Origin of the sequence: Tamlana carrageenivorans (genome assembly GCF_002893765.1) — a bacterium.
Lineage (GTDB): Bacteria > Bacteroidota > Bacteroidia > Flavobacteriales > Flavobacteriaceae > Pseudotamlana > Pseudotamlana carrageenivorans.
Genome location: NZ_CP025938.1, coordinates 104,541 through 122,197 on the forward strand (window position 1 = coordinate 104,541; position 17,657 = coordinate 122,197).

The following is a 17,657-nucleotide window of genomic DNA, read 5'->3' on the forward strand; positions in this document are numbered from 1 at the left end:
TGGTTATTTATTATTGATTATTTCACTGAAACCTTGAAAAAAATGATTATTTATGAAGGAAGCCTTAAAAAATAGAACTAAAATTTTTGCACATAATTGCATTAAAATCACAGGGCAATTCCCTAACAATTATTTAGCAAATCATATAAAAGGGCAATTAATTAGATGTTCTACTTCTGTTGCAGCAAATTATAGAGCGACTTGTATTGCACAATCAAAAGCTAGTTTTATATCCAAAATAAGTATTGTTATTGAAGAAGTTGATGAATCGAATTTTTGGATCGAATTTGCTTTAGATGAAAATTTAATTCAGAGAGAAAGCGTAGAATGCATCTTGAAAGCATCAAGTGAATTAACAGCAATCTTTATGGCTTCTAGGAAAACAGCAAGCATAAATAGGCAATAAAAATAATAAATCTGAAAAGGGTCAACATGTATAATTTTTAAATAAAATGCGCTTTAGATCAAAACTTAAGTCAAAAATAAAACAAAGAACTGATCTTGATAAAATCACGAAAATTAATAACAAACTTTAAGGTTTCTAGAAAAACGGCAAGCACAAATAATCAATAAAAAATAAATTAAAAAAATATCATCTCGTTGACTCTTTAAATAGAACTCGTTTAAGTCAGAACTTAATTCTAAAATTAAACAGAGAACTCTTCTAAATAAAGTCACGAAAATTAAAAACTAACATTGAGGTCTCTAGAATACCAGCAAACACAAATAATCAATTAAAAATAATAAATAATCAATCCCAAAATGGTCGACATCACACATAAAAACACCACATTACGTACAGCAGTAGCACAAGCTGTGGTAAAAGTTAGTAAACCCGAAACTATAGAAGCAATAAAAAACGATACGGTTCCTAAGGGGCATGTATTTGCTATGAGTAAGGCTGCAGGGCTTTTGGGCGTAAAACGCACGCCAGATATTTTACCTGACTGCCACCCCTTGCCTATTGAATTTACAGGCGTTGAATATGAAATTAATGGTTTAGAGATTTCGGTAATTTTTACTGTAAAAACCATCTATAAAACAGGCGTTGAAGTGGAAGCTATGCATGGTGCAAGTGTTGTAGCGCTTAACATGTATGACATGCTGAAACCTATTGATAAAGGCATTGAAATTCACGCTATTAAACTACTCAATAAAAAAGGTGGAAAATCTGATTTCAAAGACCGCTTCCGTAAAGATTTAACCGCAGCTGTTGTGGTTTGTAGTGATACTATTTCAGCAGGACATAAAGAGGATAAAGCAGGTAAAGCCATTATTAAAAAGCTTGAAGAATCTGGGGTTAAAATTTCAGAATACGTGATTATCCCAGACGAAAAAGACATCATTCAGCAAAAAGCAAAAAACTATCAGGAACAAGGTATCGATATGGTAATTTACACCGGAGGCACAGGGCTTTCGGGTAGAGATGTCACTCCTGAAGCTTTACTTCCAATTTTAGACAGACGTATTCCAGGTATTGAAGAGGCTATTCGTGGTTACGGACAAGAACGTACGCCGTTTTCCATGCTTTCAAGAAGTGTTGCTGGCACGATTTCAGACACGCTAGTTTTGGCGTTACCAGGATCGACTAATGGTGCTAAAGAATCTATGGATGCTATTTTCCCTGGGGTTTTGCATAGTTTTAGAATATTGAAGGGGGCTAGACACGATTAAAAAGGTTTAACCGTTGATGCGTGAAATCGTTTAACCGATTTAACAATTCAACGATTTAACAATGAAAAACTGAATACAACAGTTAAACGTTTACACAATTAAACGAATAAACCATATCACAAAGTAATGAGCGAGAACAAAAACATATTACAAGATTCACACGGTAGAGATCACGCGTATTTGCGTATTTCACTTATCGAGCGCTGTAATTTAAGGTGCACCTATTGCATGCCTGAAGAAGGTGTAAAATTGTCACCGAAAAGTAGTTTAATGACTTATGAGGAAATTTACGAAATCGCCAAAACTTTTGTAGATAATGGTGTTACCAAAATTAGATTAACTGGTGGCGAACCTTTAATTAGAAAAGATATTCCTGTTATTTTAGAAAAACTGGCCACACTTCCAGTAGAATTATCGATCACTTCTAATGCGGTAATAATTGATAAATATATTGATGTATTAAAAGCAAACGGCGTGAATAAAATCAATGTAAGTTTAGATTCTTTAGATGAAGGTAAATTTAAACACATTACACGTCGCCAGGAGTTTAAAAAGGTGTACAACAATATTTTACTTTTAGTTAAAGAAGGTTTTACCGTAAAGGTTAATGCCGTTTTAATGAAAGGTTTTAATGAAAATGAAATCATCGATTTTATCAACTTCACCAAAGATTTACCTGTTTCGGTGCGCTTTATAGAATTCATGCCTTTTGATGGTAATAAATGGGATATGAGCAAAATGGTGTCTTATGCTGAAGTGATGCGTTATGTTCACGACGCTTTCGCGGAAGACGAAGTAGAACGCTTACAAGATGCGCCTAACGATACTTCTAAAAACTATAGAATTAAAGGTTACCAAGGTTCTTTTGCGATTATAAGCTCGGTAACCAATCCGTTTTGCGATTCATGTAACAGACTGCGTTTAACAGCAAACGGCCAACTTAAAAACTGTTTATTTTCTTCAACCGAATCCGATTTATTAACCACGCTTCGTGCTGGCAAACCTATTGAACCTGTGATTCAAAAAGCAGTGTGGGCGAAATTAAAAATACGTGGTGGTATGGATACCCTTAAAAAACTTCAAGAACCTGAATTGCATACAAATAATAGAAGTATGACGGCTATTGGGGGCTAAATATTTTTCTAGGAAATGAAATGCTTAACGCCCATATTATATACCAACATGAGCAAGGTGTTTTGAAAATAAAACCTACGCCTTGTCAATCATTTGAAGAAAATCTAAAGTATTTTCACTTTCGGCAACAAACTTTAGCATGTTATTTCTCATCTTCAAAAGGTTAGTTATATAACGCTTTAGAAATAGCCAATTAATAAATTTCCCAAAAACACCCAATGGCGATTCAAAGTGAAAAGTATTCGTCATAATGGTAACCTCTCCCTTTTCTTTGAAGTGATGCTCGTGACGATAAGATTTGAAAACACCTAAAACCATTTCATCAACAAAATAATACGGACTTTCAAATTCTACAATTTTTGAAGTTAGATGCTGAACAATACCTAAATGATTGGCTTCCCAACTTACCCATTCTCCTTTAGAGATGAGTCCTGTGGTTTTTCCGGCAATAGGAATTTCTTTAGTCTGCTTTAAAGATTCTTTAAGCATATCAATGCTTCTGGCTAAATCAAAGCAAGTTTTAATATCGGAATGTATCTCCGACTCAAGAACGATGGTTGGCATTTAATAGGTTGGTTCAAAAAATTTGGTAAGCAAACATAGTCAAATTCTATTACATAGAAAAGACCATATTAAAACCTATAAACTTTAGGAAGGTTTTCGGTTAAACTAACTGTGGTTTACACATTAAATAAGAAGTGCATAACATCGCCATCTTTAACGATATAATTCTTTCCTTCAACGCGCATTTTTCCAGCTTCTTTAACTTTTGCTTCACTCCCGTACGCTACATAATCGTTATATGCAATCACTTCGGCACGAATAAAACCTTTTTCAAAATCAGTATGGATCACTCCAGCAGCTTGAGGTGCTGTAGCTCCTATATCAACCGTCCAAGCACGAACCTCTTTCACACCAGCTGTAAAATACGTTTGTTGGTTTAGTAATTTATAAGCCCCACGTATCAATTTTGCCGATCCAGCTTCATCTAAACCGATGTCTTGCAAGAACATTTGGCGCTCTTCGTAGTCTTCTAACTCATTAATATCTGCTTCAGTTCCAACGGCCAAAACAAGTACTTCGGCATTTTCATCTTTAACAGCTTCTTTAACTTGCTCTACATAAGCGTTACCTGTAACAGCAGCACCTTCATCGACATTACATACATACATTACGGGCTTATCGGTAATAAACTGCGATGGTTTTACAAAATCCTCGTAATCTTCATCAGAAAATTCTAAAGCTCTCACCGATGTTCCGGCCTCTAAACCTGCTTTAATTTTTAATAAAACAGCTTCTTCCTTTTGAGCCTCTTTATTTCCTGTTTTAGCAGCACGCTTCACTTTATCTAACTTCTTTTCTGCAGTTTCTAAATCTTTCAATTGAAGCTCCATATCGATCGTTTCTTTATCACGAATAGGGTTCACATTACCATCAACATGCACAATATTATCGTTATCGAAACAACGTAAAACGTGTAAAATAGCATCGGTTTCACGAATATTAGCTAAGAACTGGTTTCCTAAACCTTCACCTTTACTTGCACCTTTTACTAAACCTGCAATATCTACAATCTCTACGGTAGCAGGAAGCACACGCTCGGGGTTAACCAAGCTTTCCAACTTCTCTAAACGAGGATCTGGCACGTTTACAACACCTATATTAGGCTCTATAGTACAAAACGGAAAGTTAGCACTCTGCGCTTTGGCATTAGATAAACAATTAAATAATGTTGATTTTCCTACGTTTGGCAATCCTACTATACCTGCTTTCATTTGAAAAATGTATTTTTATTTCCGAGACATCGGAAATCTTCTTTATAAATAATATTTTAGCATAAGAAGTTACTACCTAAATGGCAACTTGTTTTGCGAGTGCAAATGTAGTTAATTCCTTTATTATTTTTTGTAACAATTTTAAGCTTTAATTGCTGAATGCCTATAAACTAGTTTCAATGAAATATTTATTGCTTCTTATGCTACTTCACCTGACTAATTTCTTGGGCTATTCTCAAAATTTTAGTGCTCAAATTATAGCGGAAGACAATAAAAAAGCCATTCCTTATGCCAACGTAAAAACCAATATGAATACAGGCGTTATTTCCAATGAAGAAGGTTTTTTTACCATTAATATAAATGATTCTATAAAATCACTCACCATTTCATGTTTGGGTTTTCAGCAAAAAACAATACCGGTAGATCTGATAAAAACGGAACATACTATTATTGAATTAGCTATTTCTATAAACCAATTAGATGAAGTTTTTATTAGCAACAAAACCCTAAACGTCGAGAGTATTATGGCTAAGGTTCGAGAAAACATTAGCGTCAACTATGAAAATAATCTCATGAATCATGGTATTTTCAGTCGAACAACCAATTATGCCGAATTTAAAAAGTTAGACTTTGAAATTGAAAAAGCCTCACATATTAAAAAACGAAATTTACAATCGGCAAATCGTGAATTGGAAGCCATGGCTAAAGAAGTAAAGGAAGGCAATATCATTCAATTTGAAGATTTTAAAGGGAATATTTTTGTTTTGAACAAGGATAGCACCAAAATAGAAGCTAGTAAAGCCACCAAAATTTTAGATTCTAAGAATAATTTTTCTCTAGATGACATTCAAGAAAAATCGCAACGTATTGTATTGAAATACTTAGACAGCTCTAAAACCTACAAAATAAAAACGGGCTTATTCAAACTTGATGATTCTTTAGATTTAAATGACGACAAGATTAAAGATCTTCAAAAAAAAGAATTTCAGTTAAACACTTTAAATAGCTTTACCAGAAAAACGTTACGGCGCGCCCTATTTTATAAAAACGCTTTTCTGGACAAATTAATAAACCCAAAATTATACGATTACACGCTTCAAACAACCACATTTAACGATGCCCTTACCTATGTTATTCAATTTAAGCCAAGTAAGGAAGGAGCTAAATACACGGGCTTAATTTATATAAATGGCGACTCGTTTGCTATAACCCAAGTTGATTACGATTTTTTTGAAGATCGACACGGTAAAAAAATAAATTTCAAATTCTTTTTAGGTCTAAAGTACATCCATTCCACCAGCAGAGGCACTATAATATTTGAAAAAAACAGCACTAATATTTACCAACCAAAATATATAAAACATATTTATGGCAGTTATTTTTATGCTAATAGAGATGTAAAATTTATTGAAAATAGTAACGATAAAAACAAAGTAAGATTTAGTTTTACGCTGGAAGGAGATAATCGCTTTAAACAAGAAATCCTTTTCACCTCTCATACTAAATTGACTTCCGAAGACTTTAAAAATATAAAACAAAATAAAGCCGTTATCTACACCCAACTGGAGGCGTTTGATAAAAATTTTTGGGGAAATGAGGAAATTCTAGAACCGCTTAATGAGATGAAAAACTTTAATATTAATCCTTAACTTTTAACTTTCAACTTAACACATAAAAAAAGGTCTCAAACGATGTTTGAGACCTTTTTTATGTTGTTACGACACATCATCCTACCCATCAGGGTGCATAAAGCGTTGTTTCGCTAGTAATTCGTCTTCTGTTTCCACGTGATCATCATCAGGAACACAACAATCTACAGGACATACTGCAGCACATTGCGGTTCATCATGGAATCCTTTACATTCTGTACATTTATCTGGAACGATGTAGTAAACCTCATCACTTATCGGCTCTTGAGCTTCGTCGGCATCAACTTCGGTTCCATTTGTTAATACTACTTTTCCATCCAAACTTGTACCATCTTTATAGCGCCAATCATCTGCCCCTTCGTAAATTGCCGTATTCGGGCATTCCGGTTCACATGCACCACAATTTATACATTCGTCTGTTATTATAATTGCCATAGCGTTTTTTCTTTCTAAATTTGCAACAGCAAAAATAACGCCTAAACCTTTCATAACCAAATTCAGAATGCAATTACAAGAAAGAATTAATGCTTTTATAAAATTAGGAGATTTTTTAAGGCAATTTTCTAACGAAGTTATCCAAAAGAATGATATTGTTGAACATAACGATATTTTCTTCGACGGCTTTAAACATCAATTAAAATTAGCAGAAGAACACAATGGTTGGTTTACTCAAGAAAACATACGCTTTGCCTTAAAATCTTGGGCCGATGCTTTAACTCTTGAAAATATTAATACTTGGTTAAAACCTTATACCATTAAAAATATCACACCAAAACAAGTAGCCATTATCATGGCCGGAAATATTCCTTTGGTAGGGTTTCATGATTTTTTAGCAGTACTTATTACAGGACATCATGTTTTAGTTAAACAGTCATCAAACGATAAACACCTGCTCCCTTACCTAGCGAAATACCTAGAATATGTAGAACCTCAATTTAAAGGTTGCATCACTTTTACTGAAGGTAAGGTAGAAAATTTCGATGCTGTTATTGCAACAGGCAGCAATAATACAGCGCGGTATTTTGAGTACTATTTTAAAAACAAACCTTCTATAATACGAAATAACAGAAATTCGGTTGCCATACTTACTGGTGAAGAAACCGAAGATGATTTAAAAAATCTTGCTGAAGACATTTTTAGATATTATGGTTTGGGCTGTCGTAATGTATCTAAATTATACGTCCCAAAAGGCTATACATTTGATGCTTTTTTTGAAGGCATTTATCACTGGCACCCCATTATTGAAAAAGCCAAATACGCCAACAATTACGACTACAATAAAGCCGTGTATTTAATGAGTGAGTTTGACATGCTAGAAAATGGTTTTTTTATGATTAAAGAAGACGAAAGTTTAGCATCACCTATAGCAACTCTTTTCTACGAATATTATGAAAATAAAACGCTGTTAGAAGAAAAACTAAAAGCAAATAAACAGCAAATTCAATGCATTGTTTCTAATGGATTTACAAAAAATGAAATCCCTTTTGGAGCCACTCAAACACCCCAACTTTGGGATTATGCGGATGATGTAGATTCCGTTGAATTTTTATTAGCGATTTGACTAAACTTTTAAAGAATTTTTAATTAAAAATAAGGAATTAATTTAGACCTTTACATCTTAATTTTTACCAAGAAAAATGAAAAAACATAACTTTAGTGCAGGACCTAGTATTTTACCACAAGAAGTTTTATTAAAAGCTTCAGAAGCAATTGTAGATTATAATAATAGTGGCTTATCCTTAATTGAAATCTCTCACCGAAGCAAAGACTTCGTTGAAATTATGGAAAACGCTAGAGCTTTAGCTTTAGAGCTTTTAGGGTTAGAAGGAAAAGGTTATACCGCATTATTTTTACAAGGTGGTGCTAGCACACAGTTTATAATGACCGCTTTAAACCTGTTAAATAAAAAAGCAGGTTATATAAATACTGGTGCATGGAGTGGTAAAGCAATAAAAGAAGCCAAAAAAGTAGGCGAAATTATCGAAGTAGGTTCATCTGCCGATGCCAACTTTAACTATATTCCTAAGGGGTTTGAAATCCCTTCAGATTTAGATTACTTACACTATACAACCAATAACACCATTTTTGGAACACAGTTTAAAGACATTCCGCAAACCAATGTACCTTTAGTTTGTGATATGAGTAGTGATATCTTTTCTCGTGTTTTAGACTATTCCAAATTCTCTTTAATTTATGCTGGAGCTCAAAAAAATATGGGACCTGCTGGAACAACGCTTGTTGTTGTTAAAGATGACATTTTAGGTAAGGTATCGCGCGATATTCCTTCTATTTTAGATTACCAATTACACATTAAAGCAGGTAGCATGTACAACACACCTCCTGTATTTCCGGTTTACACCTCTATGTTAACATTAGAGTGGCTAAAAGGTTTAGGTGGCATTGCTGGTATTGAAGCAGAAAACGAAAAGAAATCGACGGTTATGTATTCTGAAATTGACTTGAATCCATTATTTAAAGGATTTGCTGCTAAAGAAGATCGTTCGCCAATGAATGCGACTTTCAACTTAACCGACGAAAGCTTAAAAGATACTTTTGAAACCATGCTTAAAGAAGCTGGAATTAGCGGTGTAAACGGACACAGAAGTGTTGGTGGTTATAGAGCTTCCATGTACAACGCACTTCCTTTAGATAGCGTAAAAGCACTTGTAGAGGTTATGAGCGAATTAGAAGCTAAAGCGTAAATAGTTTGCTTTTTCATTTCCACGAAAGTGAAAAACGCTTCAAGCTAACAAAAAAATAAATATATTAAGATTCCCTCCTTCGTGGGAATGAACAAAATAAAATTTAATTTTAAGTTGAATGGTTTATCGTTCGTTCAAAGGACTTTTAACTTTTAACTTTTAACTTTTAACTTAGAAAAATGAAAGTATTAGCAAACGACGGGATTTCACAAAGTGGTATCGATGCTTTAGAAAAAGCAGGTCACGAAGTGATTACAACAACCGTAGCCCAAGAACAATTAATTAATTATATTAACGAAAAAGACATCACTGTTTTATTGGTTAGAAGTGCTACAACAGTACGTAAAGACTTAATAGACGCTTGTCCAGGATTAAAAATTATTGGTCGTGGTGGTGTTGGTATGGACAACATCGATGTTGAATACGCTAGAGAAAAAGGACTTAGTGTTATTAACACCCCTGCTGCCTCTTCGCACTCTGTTGCCGAGTTAGTATTCGGACACTTTTACGGATTAGCACGTTTCTTACATAACTCTAATAGAGATATGCCACTAGAAGGTGATCAAAACTTTAAAGGCTTAAAGAAAGCTTACGCTAAAGGAACCGAGTTAAAAGGAAAAACTTTAGGTGTTTTAGGCTTTGGTCGTATTGGTCAAGCAACGGCTAAAGTGGCTTTAGGTGCTGGAATGAAAGTTGTTGCTTTCGACCCTTTCTTAGACAAAGCAAATTTAGAGTTAGAATTTTTTGACGGGCAAACCGTAAACTTCGAAATTGAAACAATTGTAAAAGAAGAAGTTTTAAAACAAGCCGATTTCATCTCTTTACACGTTCCTGCTCAGGACAACTACGTAATTGACGAAGCAGAATTTAACATCATGAAAGATGGTGTTATTATCGCTAACGCAGCTCGTGGTGGTGTGGTTAACGAAGTAGCCCTTGTAAAAGCGCTTGAAAGCGGAAAAGTTTCTAGAGCAGCTTTAGATGTTTTTGAAAAAGAACCTAAGCCAGAAATTCAACTTTTAATGAACCCAGCTTTATCATTAACACCACATACAGGTGCTGCAACTAACGAAGCCCAAGACCGTATTGGTACGGAATTAGCTGAGCAAATTATTAATATTCTTGGATAATATGTTTTTCTATATTCTATAATACGAATAATAAAGAAAACTAAGAAAATTAAAAAAGTCCTAACCTTAAATGGTTGGGACTTTTTTTGTATATTAAAGACTCATTTACAACAATTTAATTAACCATTTAACACATCTAAATCATGTCTGAAATTATCGATTTATTAAACAGCGACCAAGGTAAAACCCTCATAAATGGTGTTGCAGAACAAACCAACCAACCGCAAAGGAAAACAAAAGACGTTTTAACTATGGCCCTACCTCTTTTAACTGCTGCAATGAAACAAAATACCAAAACAACACAAGGCGCAGATGGCTTATACAACGCTATAAACACTAAACACGATGGGAGCATACTAGATGATTTAGAGGGCTTATTTAAAGGTGGTGTAAATACTGATGTTATAAATGATGGCGGAAACATTTTAAACCATGTTTTAGGACCTAAACAACAACACGTTGAAAATACTTTAAGTGCTAAATCTGGAATGGATGCCAATTCGGTGAGTCAAATTTTAAAAATAGCAGCACCACTCTTGTTAGGATTATTAGGAAAAAAAAGCCGACAAAATAATGTGAATAATCCAAGTGATTTAGGAAGTCTTTTAGGAGGACTTTTGGGAGGTAATGCTTCAGGTCATGAACAAAATTTGTTAGAATCAATTTTAGATGCCGATGGGGATGGCAGTGTTATTGACGATGTAGCCGGTATGTTACTTGGTGGGCATAAAAATAACGGCGGCCTTGGAGGTGTTCTTGGTGGTTTATTTGGAAGGAAATAATCTATTTATTCTAAAAGCTATGTATACCATTATAAAATACATACAGCTTTAACTTTAGTAGGGCTTATTCCTTTTTATCAAACATCGCCTTGTTAATTTTACCATCAATTATTTTATGAGCATGTACTCCTAATTTACGATATATCTTCATCACTTTTAGCACATCGATGTCTAGTAGTTTTAATCGATCCCATTTTACAAAAACAACATCGCCTGCCATTGGGTTTGGCGATCCAGGTATAAAAACGGCATTAATATCATCATCGATACGCTCCATTAAAAAACCAATTTGCCATACCTCCTCGACGTCAACCAAAACAACCTCTTTTAAATTATTAGTATCTATTCCTGCCGCAGTTTCTGTCATTCCTTTTAATAAAGTATAACCAGGAACATTAGAAAGAATATTATTTTCAATCCATTCTCTTAAGCGGTTTGCCAATTTTGTTTTAGCAAATACGCCAGCAATAAAACAAACTAAAAACAATAAGAGTATTGCAAGAATTCTGGGAGTCATTTCTCCGTCGAAAAAAGAAAACTCTATGTGTTTCGCTATAGGCCCAACAACTTTACCTAAAACTTTTATAACCTTTCCGGCCATAAATATGACTAAAGAAATAGGGATGATAAAGAACAAACCTCCAATGAGTGTTGTTTTAATAAAGGAAACCAAATTTTTCATATCGTATTATTTTTAAGTATTACAAGATATACATTCACTGCTTTGGATACTATTATCCATGCGTTTTTTAACAATTTCCTGACGGGGTTTTGAAAATGTACAACAACAAATTAGAACATATAGATTATTCACTAATTGGTTACCTTTTTTTTTGTACTTTGAAATGAATTATCACAAGAGCATGATGCCATAAAAAACGCATTACAAGCTACTATTATACATTCCCTTTTGATTATGCATGGTAATAAAACCAAACGTCTTAACCGTTTAAAATAACTAATGAAGGTTTATATATGAAAACATACGTCTATGTCTTATTAACACTTTTGTTTTTTTTGTTGTCATACAACAAAATCGGGTACCCCTCTAAAAGATGAGCGTCTAGAATCGTTAAAGGAAAATGACACTGTCACGATCGCCAACGAGGAATCGGATTATGAAATTATTATTATAGAACCAGGCTTTAATTATTGGGTGGCTAGCACAGCTAAACCCAGAGGGTATTATTCTCAAAGTTTTTCAGAAAACAGAAACGCTCAATATGTCATGGAGTGGAATCAACGGGTAATACAACCGCAACGGTATGCTCCCAATTTATACGAGTTACAAATTAATTACAACCAAGGTACAGATTATGGATATGAAGTAAACTATCTGCTTTATAATTATTTTGTATATTTTCAATTTAAATACAAACAAAGATTAGGGCCATATGTTCCTAGAATTTAAATTAGATTTAATTACTTTTGCAGGCAAATGAAATTTGTGAATAAACTAAAAGAACGTTGGGAAATTGAACATAACTGGGAAGTTATTGTCATACTTATAGTATTTTCTGTTACGGGCTCTACAGCATCCTATATAGGAAAACCCATTCTAAACTACTTAAATATTACCACCGAAAACCTTGGTGGTTTTGGGTATTGGACTATACGAATTCTTTTATTATTTGTGATGTATCAATTTTTGCTTGTCTTTTTTGGATGGCTATTTGGTCAACATAAATTTTTCTGGAACTTCGAAAAGAAAATGCTGCGCAGAATTGGTTTAAAACGTTTTGTAGATTAATTGACTCCTAATAGACAACATATTATTTTTAGAATATTTACACTTTATATCGTGGCAATGTTAACATTGCCTGCGCTAACAAAGTGTATTCACATTTTTGAACATCACAACCATATAGTTTGTGAAAACGAAGACACGACTCACATTCATCAAGTCGATTTAGACTGTGATTTCCAGAAGTTTCAAATTTTCACAAATTTCACTCCCCTTAATCTATCTTTCTGCCTTAAAGGGCCAAAGGAGAAGCACGGTCCCATCGTGTCTTCTGGTTATGACTTTTTAAGTAAATTTCAAAGTCTTCATTTTTCGCTTCGAGGACCTCCTTATTTCACTTAATATTATTTAGTCGCTGAGTAATTCAGCTCAAAAACAAGATTAATTTAAGAGAAATTACATGAAATTAGTATTAAAAACATTGCTATTTTTAGCAATGACGAGCAGTTTTGCTCAAAATTCAATAAACGGAGTTATTAAGGATCTTAGCACTGGCGAGGGTTTAGAACTCGTAAATATTTATATGCCAGAGCTTGAAAGAGGGAGCACCACCAATAGCGAGGGTCTTTTTACGTTAGAAAACCTCCCTTCTGGTAACTACACCATTTTGTTTTCAATGATTGGCTATGAGAAGCAATCTATAAAAATAGCACTCCCTTCACAAACCAGTCTAGAAATAAACCTAAAGCCTTCTATTATAGAGATGGAAAGTGTTATCATTTCAACGCCATTTCATAAGTTGCAGCGTGATAATGTTATGAAAGTAGAACACGAATCGGTTGAAAACTTAAAAGCTAGTGGCGCCGTAACATTATCTGAAGGACTTTCTAATATTGCAGGTGTTGAAAGTCTAACAACTGGATTAGGCATAGGAAAACCAGTAATTAGAGGTCTAAGTTCTAATCGTGTTTTAGTTTATACCCAAGGGGTTCGCCTTGAAAACCAACAGTTTGGTGGCGAACATGGTTTAGGAGTTAGCGATGCAGGTATTGAAAGTGTAGAGGTTATAAAAGGGCCTGCTTCCTTACTTTATGGAAGTGATGCTTTAGGTGGCGTGCTTTATTTAAACCCAGAACATTTTGCTGCTCAAAACACTATAGAAGGGGATCTAGGAGCTAAATATTTTAGCAATACACAAGGATATAGTACGAATCTGGGCTATAAATCTTCGGTAAACAATTTTAAATTTATTTTTAGAGGTAGTACTGCAGAGCATTCAGATTACGAAACCGAAGACTACAGAGTAACCAATACCAGGTTTAAAGAAAAGGATTTTAAAGCAGGCATAGGTTACCAAATACAAACTTTTAAAACGGAATTCCGCTATAATGTGAATAATAGTCTTTTGGGTATACCTGAAGATATTGGCGTACAATCGACAAACAAAACACCGCTTTTACCTTACCAAGACATTACGAATCACGTATTTAGCTCAAAATCTACCATTTTTTTCAACAATTCTAAATTAGATATCAACTTAGGATTTATCTACAACGACAGAAAAGAGTTTGAAGATGAGCATGACCACGATGATCATGACGATCACGATGATCATGACGAACATGATGACCATGATGACCATGATGCCGATCACGACGAGCATGATGATGAGCATGATGATGAGTATCACGAAGATCACGACGAGCATCATCATGATGAAGCCGCTTTGCATATGAAATTAAAAACCGCTAACTACGATATTAAATATACTTTACCTACCCTAGGTAAGTTTGAAACCATAGTAGGTGTTCAAGGCATGCACCAAGTGAATACCAATTATGGAGAGGAAATACTAATTCCTGATGCTACAACTAACGATTTTGGCGTGTTAGCGCTATCTCATATTCATTTTAATAAAGCTGATGTTCAAATAGGTATACGTTATGACCACCGAAACGTTGACGTTTATGAAGATCTTAACAAAAGTTATAATAGTTTCAATGGAGCTGCAGGTATTAAAACTAATGTAACGGAAAACCTGACAACTAGAATTAATTTTGCCACAGGATTTAGAGCTCCTAATTTATCCGAATTAACTTCCGATGGTGTTCATCATGGCACCAATCGTTATGAAATTGGAAATGCCAACCTAAAAAGCGAGCAAAACTTTCAAACTGATATAGCTTTAGAATACAAAGCAGAACATATTGAAGTGTTTGCTAACGGATTTTACAATATGGTGAATAACTATATCTTCCTATCACCTACAGGCACTGAAATAAATGAAACTCCTGTTTTTACTTATAATCAAGATGATGCCTATTTATACGGTGGCGAAGTCGGTTTACATATTCACCCCCACCCTTTAGATTGGTTACACTTTGAAAGTAGTTTTGAAATGGTTACAGGAAAACAAAAAAATGATGACTACCTCCCGTTAATACCAGCAAACGCGTTAACCAATGTTATTCGTGCTGAATTTGAAAAGCCATGGTTAGAAAAAGGCTATACTTTTATCAAATTGAAGTCTACATTTAATCAAAATAATGTCAGTCTTTTTGAAACAAGAACCGGTGGATACAGCTTATTAAGTGCAGGCTTAGGCGGAAGCTTAACAGTATTCAAAAAAGAACTTGCTATCACTATTTCTGGAAATAACTTAACCAACAAAAAATACATAAGTCACTTATCACGCTTAAAATCTGATAATATTTATAATATGGGTAGAAACATTAGCCTTGGGTTTAGATATTTCTTATAACCCCATGAAACACTTTAATAAAAAAGGAAAAGCTATACAAAATGTATAGCTTTTCCTTTTTATAATAAGATTTCTATTTCCTTAATTATCTTGAATAATTAGGAGATTCTTTAGTAATGGTAACATCATGCGGGTGACTTTCATTTATACCACTAGAAGTAATTTTTACAAACTGTCCTGTTTCTTTTAAAGTCTCAATGTCTTTGGCCCCACAATAGCCCATACCTGCACGTAGGCCACCTATAAACTGATGAATGCTTTCAAACAAATCACCTTTATAAGGCACGCGCCCTACAATACCCTCTGGCACCAATTTTTTAATATCGTCTTCAACATCTTGGAAATAGCGATCTTTACTTCCTTCTTTCATGGCTTCAACAGACCCCATACCTCTATACGATTTGAACTTACGTCCTTCATAAATAATGGTTTCTCCTGGCGACTCTTTAGTTCCTGCTAAAAGCGATCCTAACATTACGGTATCGGCTCCTGCCGCAATGGCTTTAGGAATATCACCTGTATAACGAATACCACCATCAGCAATTACAGGAACCCCAGTGCCTTTAATAGCTGCAGCAACCTCTAATACAGCAGAAAACTGCGGAAAACCAACTCCTGCAACCACACGTGTCGTACATATAGAACCTGGACCAATACCAACTTTAACAGCATCTGCGCCAGCTTCAACTAAATATTTAGCTGCTGCTCCGGTAGCTATATTACCAACAATAACATCTAGTTCTGGAAATTTCCCTTTAATTTCTTTTAAAACACCAACCACACCTTTTGTATGACCATGAGCCGTATCAATCACAACAGCATCTACACCAGCATTTACTAAAGCTTCTGCGCGATCTACAGCATCACCAGTAACGCCAATAGCTGCAGCGACACGTAAACGACCATACTGATCTTTATTTGCATTGGGTTTCTGACTTAATTTTGTAATATCTCTAAAAGTGATTAATCCCGATAATTTATATTGATCATCAACAATTAATAACTTTTCAATTTTATGCTTCTGAAGAATTTGCTCGGCATCCTGTAATGACGTTCCAACACCAGCAGTAACCAAGTTTTCGCTGGTCATCACTTCGGTAATTGGTCTTTTATTGTCATGTTCGAAACGTAAATCACGATTCGTAACGATACCTTTTAAAGTACCATCGGTATCTACAATAGGAATACCTCCAATACCGTATTCCGACATGTATTGCTTCGCATCTAAAACAGTAGCAATAAGTGGTAACGTTACAGGGTCTATAATCATACCGCTTTCAGCACGTTTTACCTTGCGTACTTTCATGGCTTGAGCCTCGATAGTCATGTTTTTATGTAAAACACCAATACCACCTTCTTGCGCCATGGCAATAGCCATTTTACTCTCTGTAACCGTATCCATAGCCGCAGATATAATCGGTACATTAATAGTAATGTTTCTGGTAAATTTTGTTTGAATATTAACTTCTCTAGGAAGCACTTCGGAAAAAGCTGGAACTAAAAGAACATCGTCATAAGTTAGACCTTCTCCTAGTATTTTGTTTTGATGTGCAGTCATGTTGCAATTACGGTTTAATTGCGTGCAAATATACGATATTTAATAACATTTAACTTTTTAGAAGCGTTAAATTATTGATAATGCTTTTTACAATAATCGCGAAGCACATAGCGCGCATAATAGTATCTATTTTTGGTTACGGTGATATCGCTTTTAAATCGGATATCTTTGGGCACTAAAAATTTATAAAAGCCTTGGCCTTTAGCCATATGCTCAATAGCCATAAGACTTTCTTGGTCAATGCTTTGATACACATTTTCCAACCAATGGTATTGTTCTTTGTACACCATGGCATCATCCCATTTTAAAGCCGCTTCTGCATTTAAAGTGGTATGATTTTCTAACAAGGCTTTTAAAGGTTCAAACGCATACATAAAAACAGTTTCACTCCCTTGGAAAGCAAAGTTTTTAACAGCCTTATTGGTAAATAAACAAAAGGGGAAAGCATAAATTAAACGCAATTTAACAGAAATAAAATGAGCCATTTTCGGCCAAATTACATCATTGCCTCTCTTTTTCATTATGGTATTATACCAAGCATAAAAATCGCGACGTTCCATTATGGTTTTATATTCCGAAGGCTGATTGTGGTTTAAATTATAAGCATTGGCACTTTGCCACACGACCGTGTTTTGTTTTCGATCGGATTTTAACCAGTCGGACGCCTTAAGTTCGCGACTACCTGTTTCTTTTTCCAGAGCTCTTAAAGACGCCCACTCTTTAGCCTGTACATGCGTACAAATAGAAATGATACCTACAAAAAGAAGCTGTCGCATATGTAATAGGTTAAGCTCCTAAAAAATTAGTA

Annotated in this window: 17 protein-coding genes; 11 read left to right on the forward strand and 6 right to left on the reverse strand. The window is 34.5% G+C overall.

The genetic code is table 11. The features are described from left to right. Positions 1–52 precede the first annotated feature (52 nt). From C1A40_RS00510 to moaA, 3 genes are all read left to right on the forward strand, one after another. Entirely contained in the window at positions 53–406 is a 354-nt protein-coding gene (locus tag C1A40_RS00510) for a four helix bundle protein (RefSeq protein ID WP_102994179.1), read from the forward strand. Positions 407–762: 356 nt separating this feature from the next. Continuing rightward, a complete protein-coding gene (moaCB, locus tag C1A40_RS00515; protein WP_067150728.1) occupies positions 763–1,674 on the forward strand; it encodes a bifunctional molybdenum cofactor biosynthesis protein MoaC/MoaB in 912 nt (303 codons plus the stop codon). Positions 1,675–1,800: 126 nt separating this feature from the next. Next, positions 1,801–2,808: a GTP 3',8-cyclase MoaA gene (moaA, locus tag C1A40_RS00520; RefSeq protein ID WP_102994180.1), complete on the forward strand. Its 1,008-nt coding sequence runs from the start codon at positions 1,801–1,803 to the stop codon at positions 2,806–2,808. Between the two features lie 75 nt (positions 2,809–2,883). Here the strand turns inward: moaA and C1A40_RS00525 are convergent, their stop codons facing one another. After that, on the reverse strand, positions 2,884–3,372 hold the full coding sequence (locus tag C1A40_RS00525; RefSeq protein ID WP_102994181.1) for an SRPBCC family protein: 489 nt from the start codon (positions 3,370–3,372) through the stop codon (positions 2,884–2,886). A 116-nt stretch (positions 3,373–3,488) separates the two neighbouring features. After that, on the reverse strand, positions 3,489–4,583 hold the full coding sequence (ychF, locus tag C1A40_RS00530) for a redox-regulated ATPase YchF (RefSeq protein WP_102994182.1): 1,095 nt from the start codon (positions 4,581–4,583) through the stop codon (positions 3,489–3,491). 179 nt (positions 4,584–4,762) lie between these two features. Between ychF and C1A40_RS00535 the strand changes: the two genes are divergently transcribed. Then, positions 4,763–6,232, forward strand: a complete 1,470-nt coding sequence (locus C1A40_RS00535) for a carboxypeptidase-like regulatory domain-containing protein (RefSeq protein ID WP_102994183.1) — start codon at positions 4,763–4,765, stop codon at positions 6,230–6,232. A gap of 81 nt (positions 6,233–6,313) precedes the next feature. Here the strand turns inward: C1A40_RS00535 and C1A40_RS00540 are convergent, their stop codons facing one another. Continuing rightward, positions 6,314–6,667, reverse strand: a complete 354-nt coding sequence (locus C1A40_RS00540) for a 4Fe-4S dicluster domain-containing protein (protein ID WP_068603129.1) — start codon at positions 6,665–6,667, stop codon at positions 6,314–6,316. 67 nt (positions 6,668–6,734) lie between these two features. On the opposite strand from C1A40_RS00540, the gene C1A40_RS00545 reads away from it, so the two are divergent. The 4 genes from C1A40_RS00545 to C1A40_RS00560 all read left to right on the forward strand — a co-directional run bounded on the left by C1A40_RS00545 (position 6,735) and on the right by C1A40_RS00560 (position 10,846). Then, a complete protein-coding gene (locus C1A40_RS00545) occupies positions 6,735–7,793 on the forward strand; it encodes an acyl-CoA reductase (RefSeq protein ID WP_102994184.1) in 1,059 nt (352 codons plus the stop codon). Between the two features lie 76 nt (positions 7,794–7,869). Next, positions 7,870–8,934 carry a 3-phosphoserine/phosphohydroxythreonine transaminase gene (gene serC / locus C1A40_RS00550; RefSeq protein ID WP_102994185.1) on the forward strand — a complete coding sequence of 355 codons (1,065 nt, stop codon included), beginning with the start codon at positions 7,870–7,872 and terminating at the stop codon, positions 8,932–8,934. A 179-nt stretch (positions 8,935–9,113) separates the two neighbouring features. After that, positions 9,114–10,064 (forward strand): D-2-hydroxyacid dehydrogenase, encoded by a 951-nt coding sequence (locus C1A40_RS00555; RefSeq protein WP_102994186.1) that lies wholly within the window; start codon positions 9,114–9,116, stop codon positions 10,062–10,064. Between the two features lie 143 nt (positions 10,065–10,207). Further along, a complete protein-coding gene (locus C1A40_RS00560) occupies positions 10,208–10,846 on the forward strand; it encodes a DUF937 domain-containing protein (RefSeq protein WP_102994187.1) in 639 nt (212 codons plus the stop codon). 64 nt (positions 10,847–10,910) lie between these two features. Here the strand turns inward: C1A40_RS00560 and C1A40_RS00565 are convergent, their stop codons facing one another. Continuing rightward, a complete protein-coding gene (locus C1A40_RS00565; protein WP_102994188.1) occupies positions 10,911–11,528 on the reverse strand; it encodes a DUF502 domain-containing protein in 618 nt (205 codons plus the stop codon). A gap of 474 nt (positions 11,529–12,002) precedes the next feature. On the opposite strand from C1A40_RS00565, the gene C1A40_RS00570 reads away from it, so the two are divergent. The 3 genes from C1A40_RS00570 (at position 12,003) to C1A40_RS00585 (ending at position 15,291) form a co-directional block, all read left to right on the forward strand. After that, the gene (locus C1A40_RS00570) at positions 12,003–12,257 is read left to right on the forward strand and encodes a DUF6146 family protein (RefSeq protein ID WP_338418062.1); all 255 of its coding nucleotides are present in this window, start codon (positions 12,003–12,005) and stop codon (positions 12,255–12,257) included. 27 nt (positions 12,258–12,284) lie between these two features. Beyond that, entirely contained in the window at positions 12,285–12,596 is a 312-nt protein-coding gene (locus tag C1A40_RS00575) for a DUF6787 family protein (RefSeq protein ID WP_338418063.1), read from the forward strand. Positions 12,597–12,990: 394 nt separating this feature from the next. Continuing rightward, entirely contained in the window at positions 12,991–15,291 is a 2,301-nt protein-coding gene (locus tag C1A40_RS00585) for a TonB-dependent receptor (RefSeq protein WP_102994191.1), read from the forward strand. A gap of 85 nt (positions 15,292–15,376) precedes the next feature. On the opposite strand, the gene guaB is transcribed toward C1A40_RS00585, so the two are convergent. Both guaB and C1A40_RS00595 read right to left on the reverse strand, forming a co-directional pair. Next, on the reverse strand, positions 15,377–16,849 hold the full coding sequence (guaB, locus tag C1A40_RS00590; protein ID WP_102994192.1) for an IMP dehydrogenase: 1,473 nt from the start codon (positions 16,847–16,849) through the stop codon (positions 15,377–15,379). Positions 16,850–16,920: 71 nt separating this feature from the next. Continuing rightward, positions 16,921–17,625: an Insecticidal toxin complex protein gene (locus tag C1A40_RS00595; RefSeq protein WP_102994193.1), complete on the reverse strand. Its 705-nt coding sequence runs from the start codon at positions 17,623–17,625 to the stop codon at positions 16,921–16,923. Between the last annotated feature and the right edge of the window lie 32 nt (positions 17,626–17,657).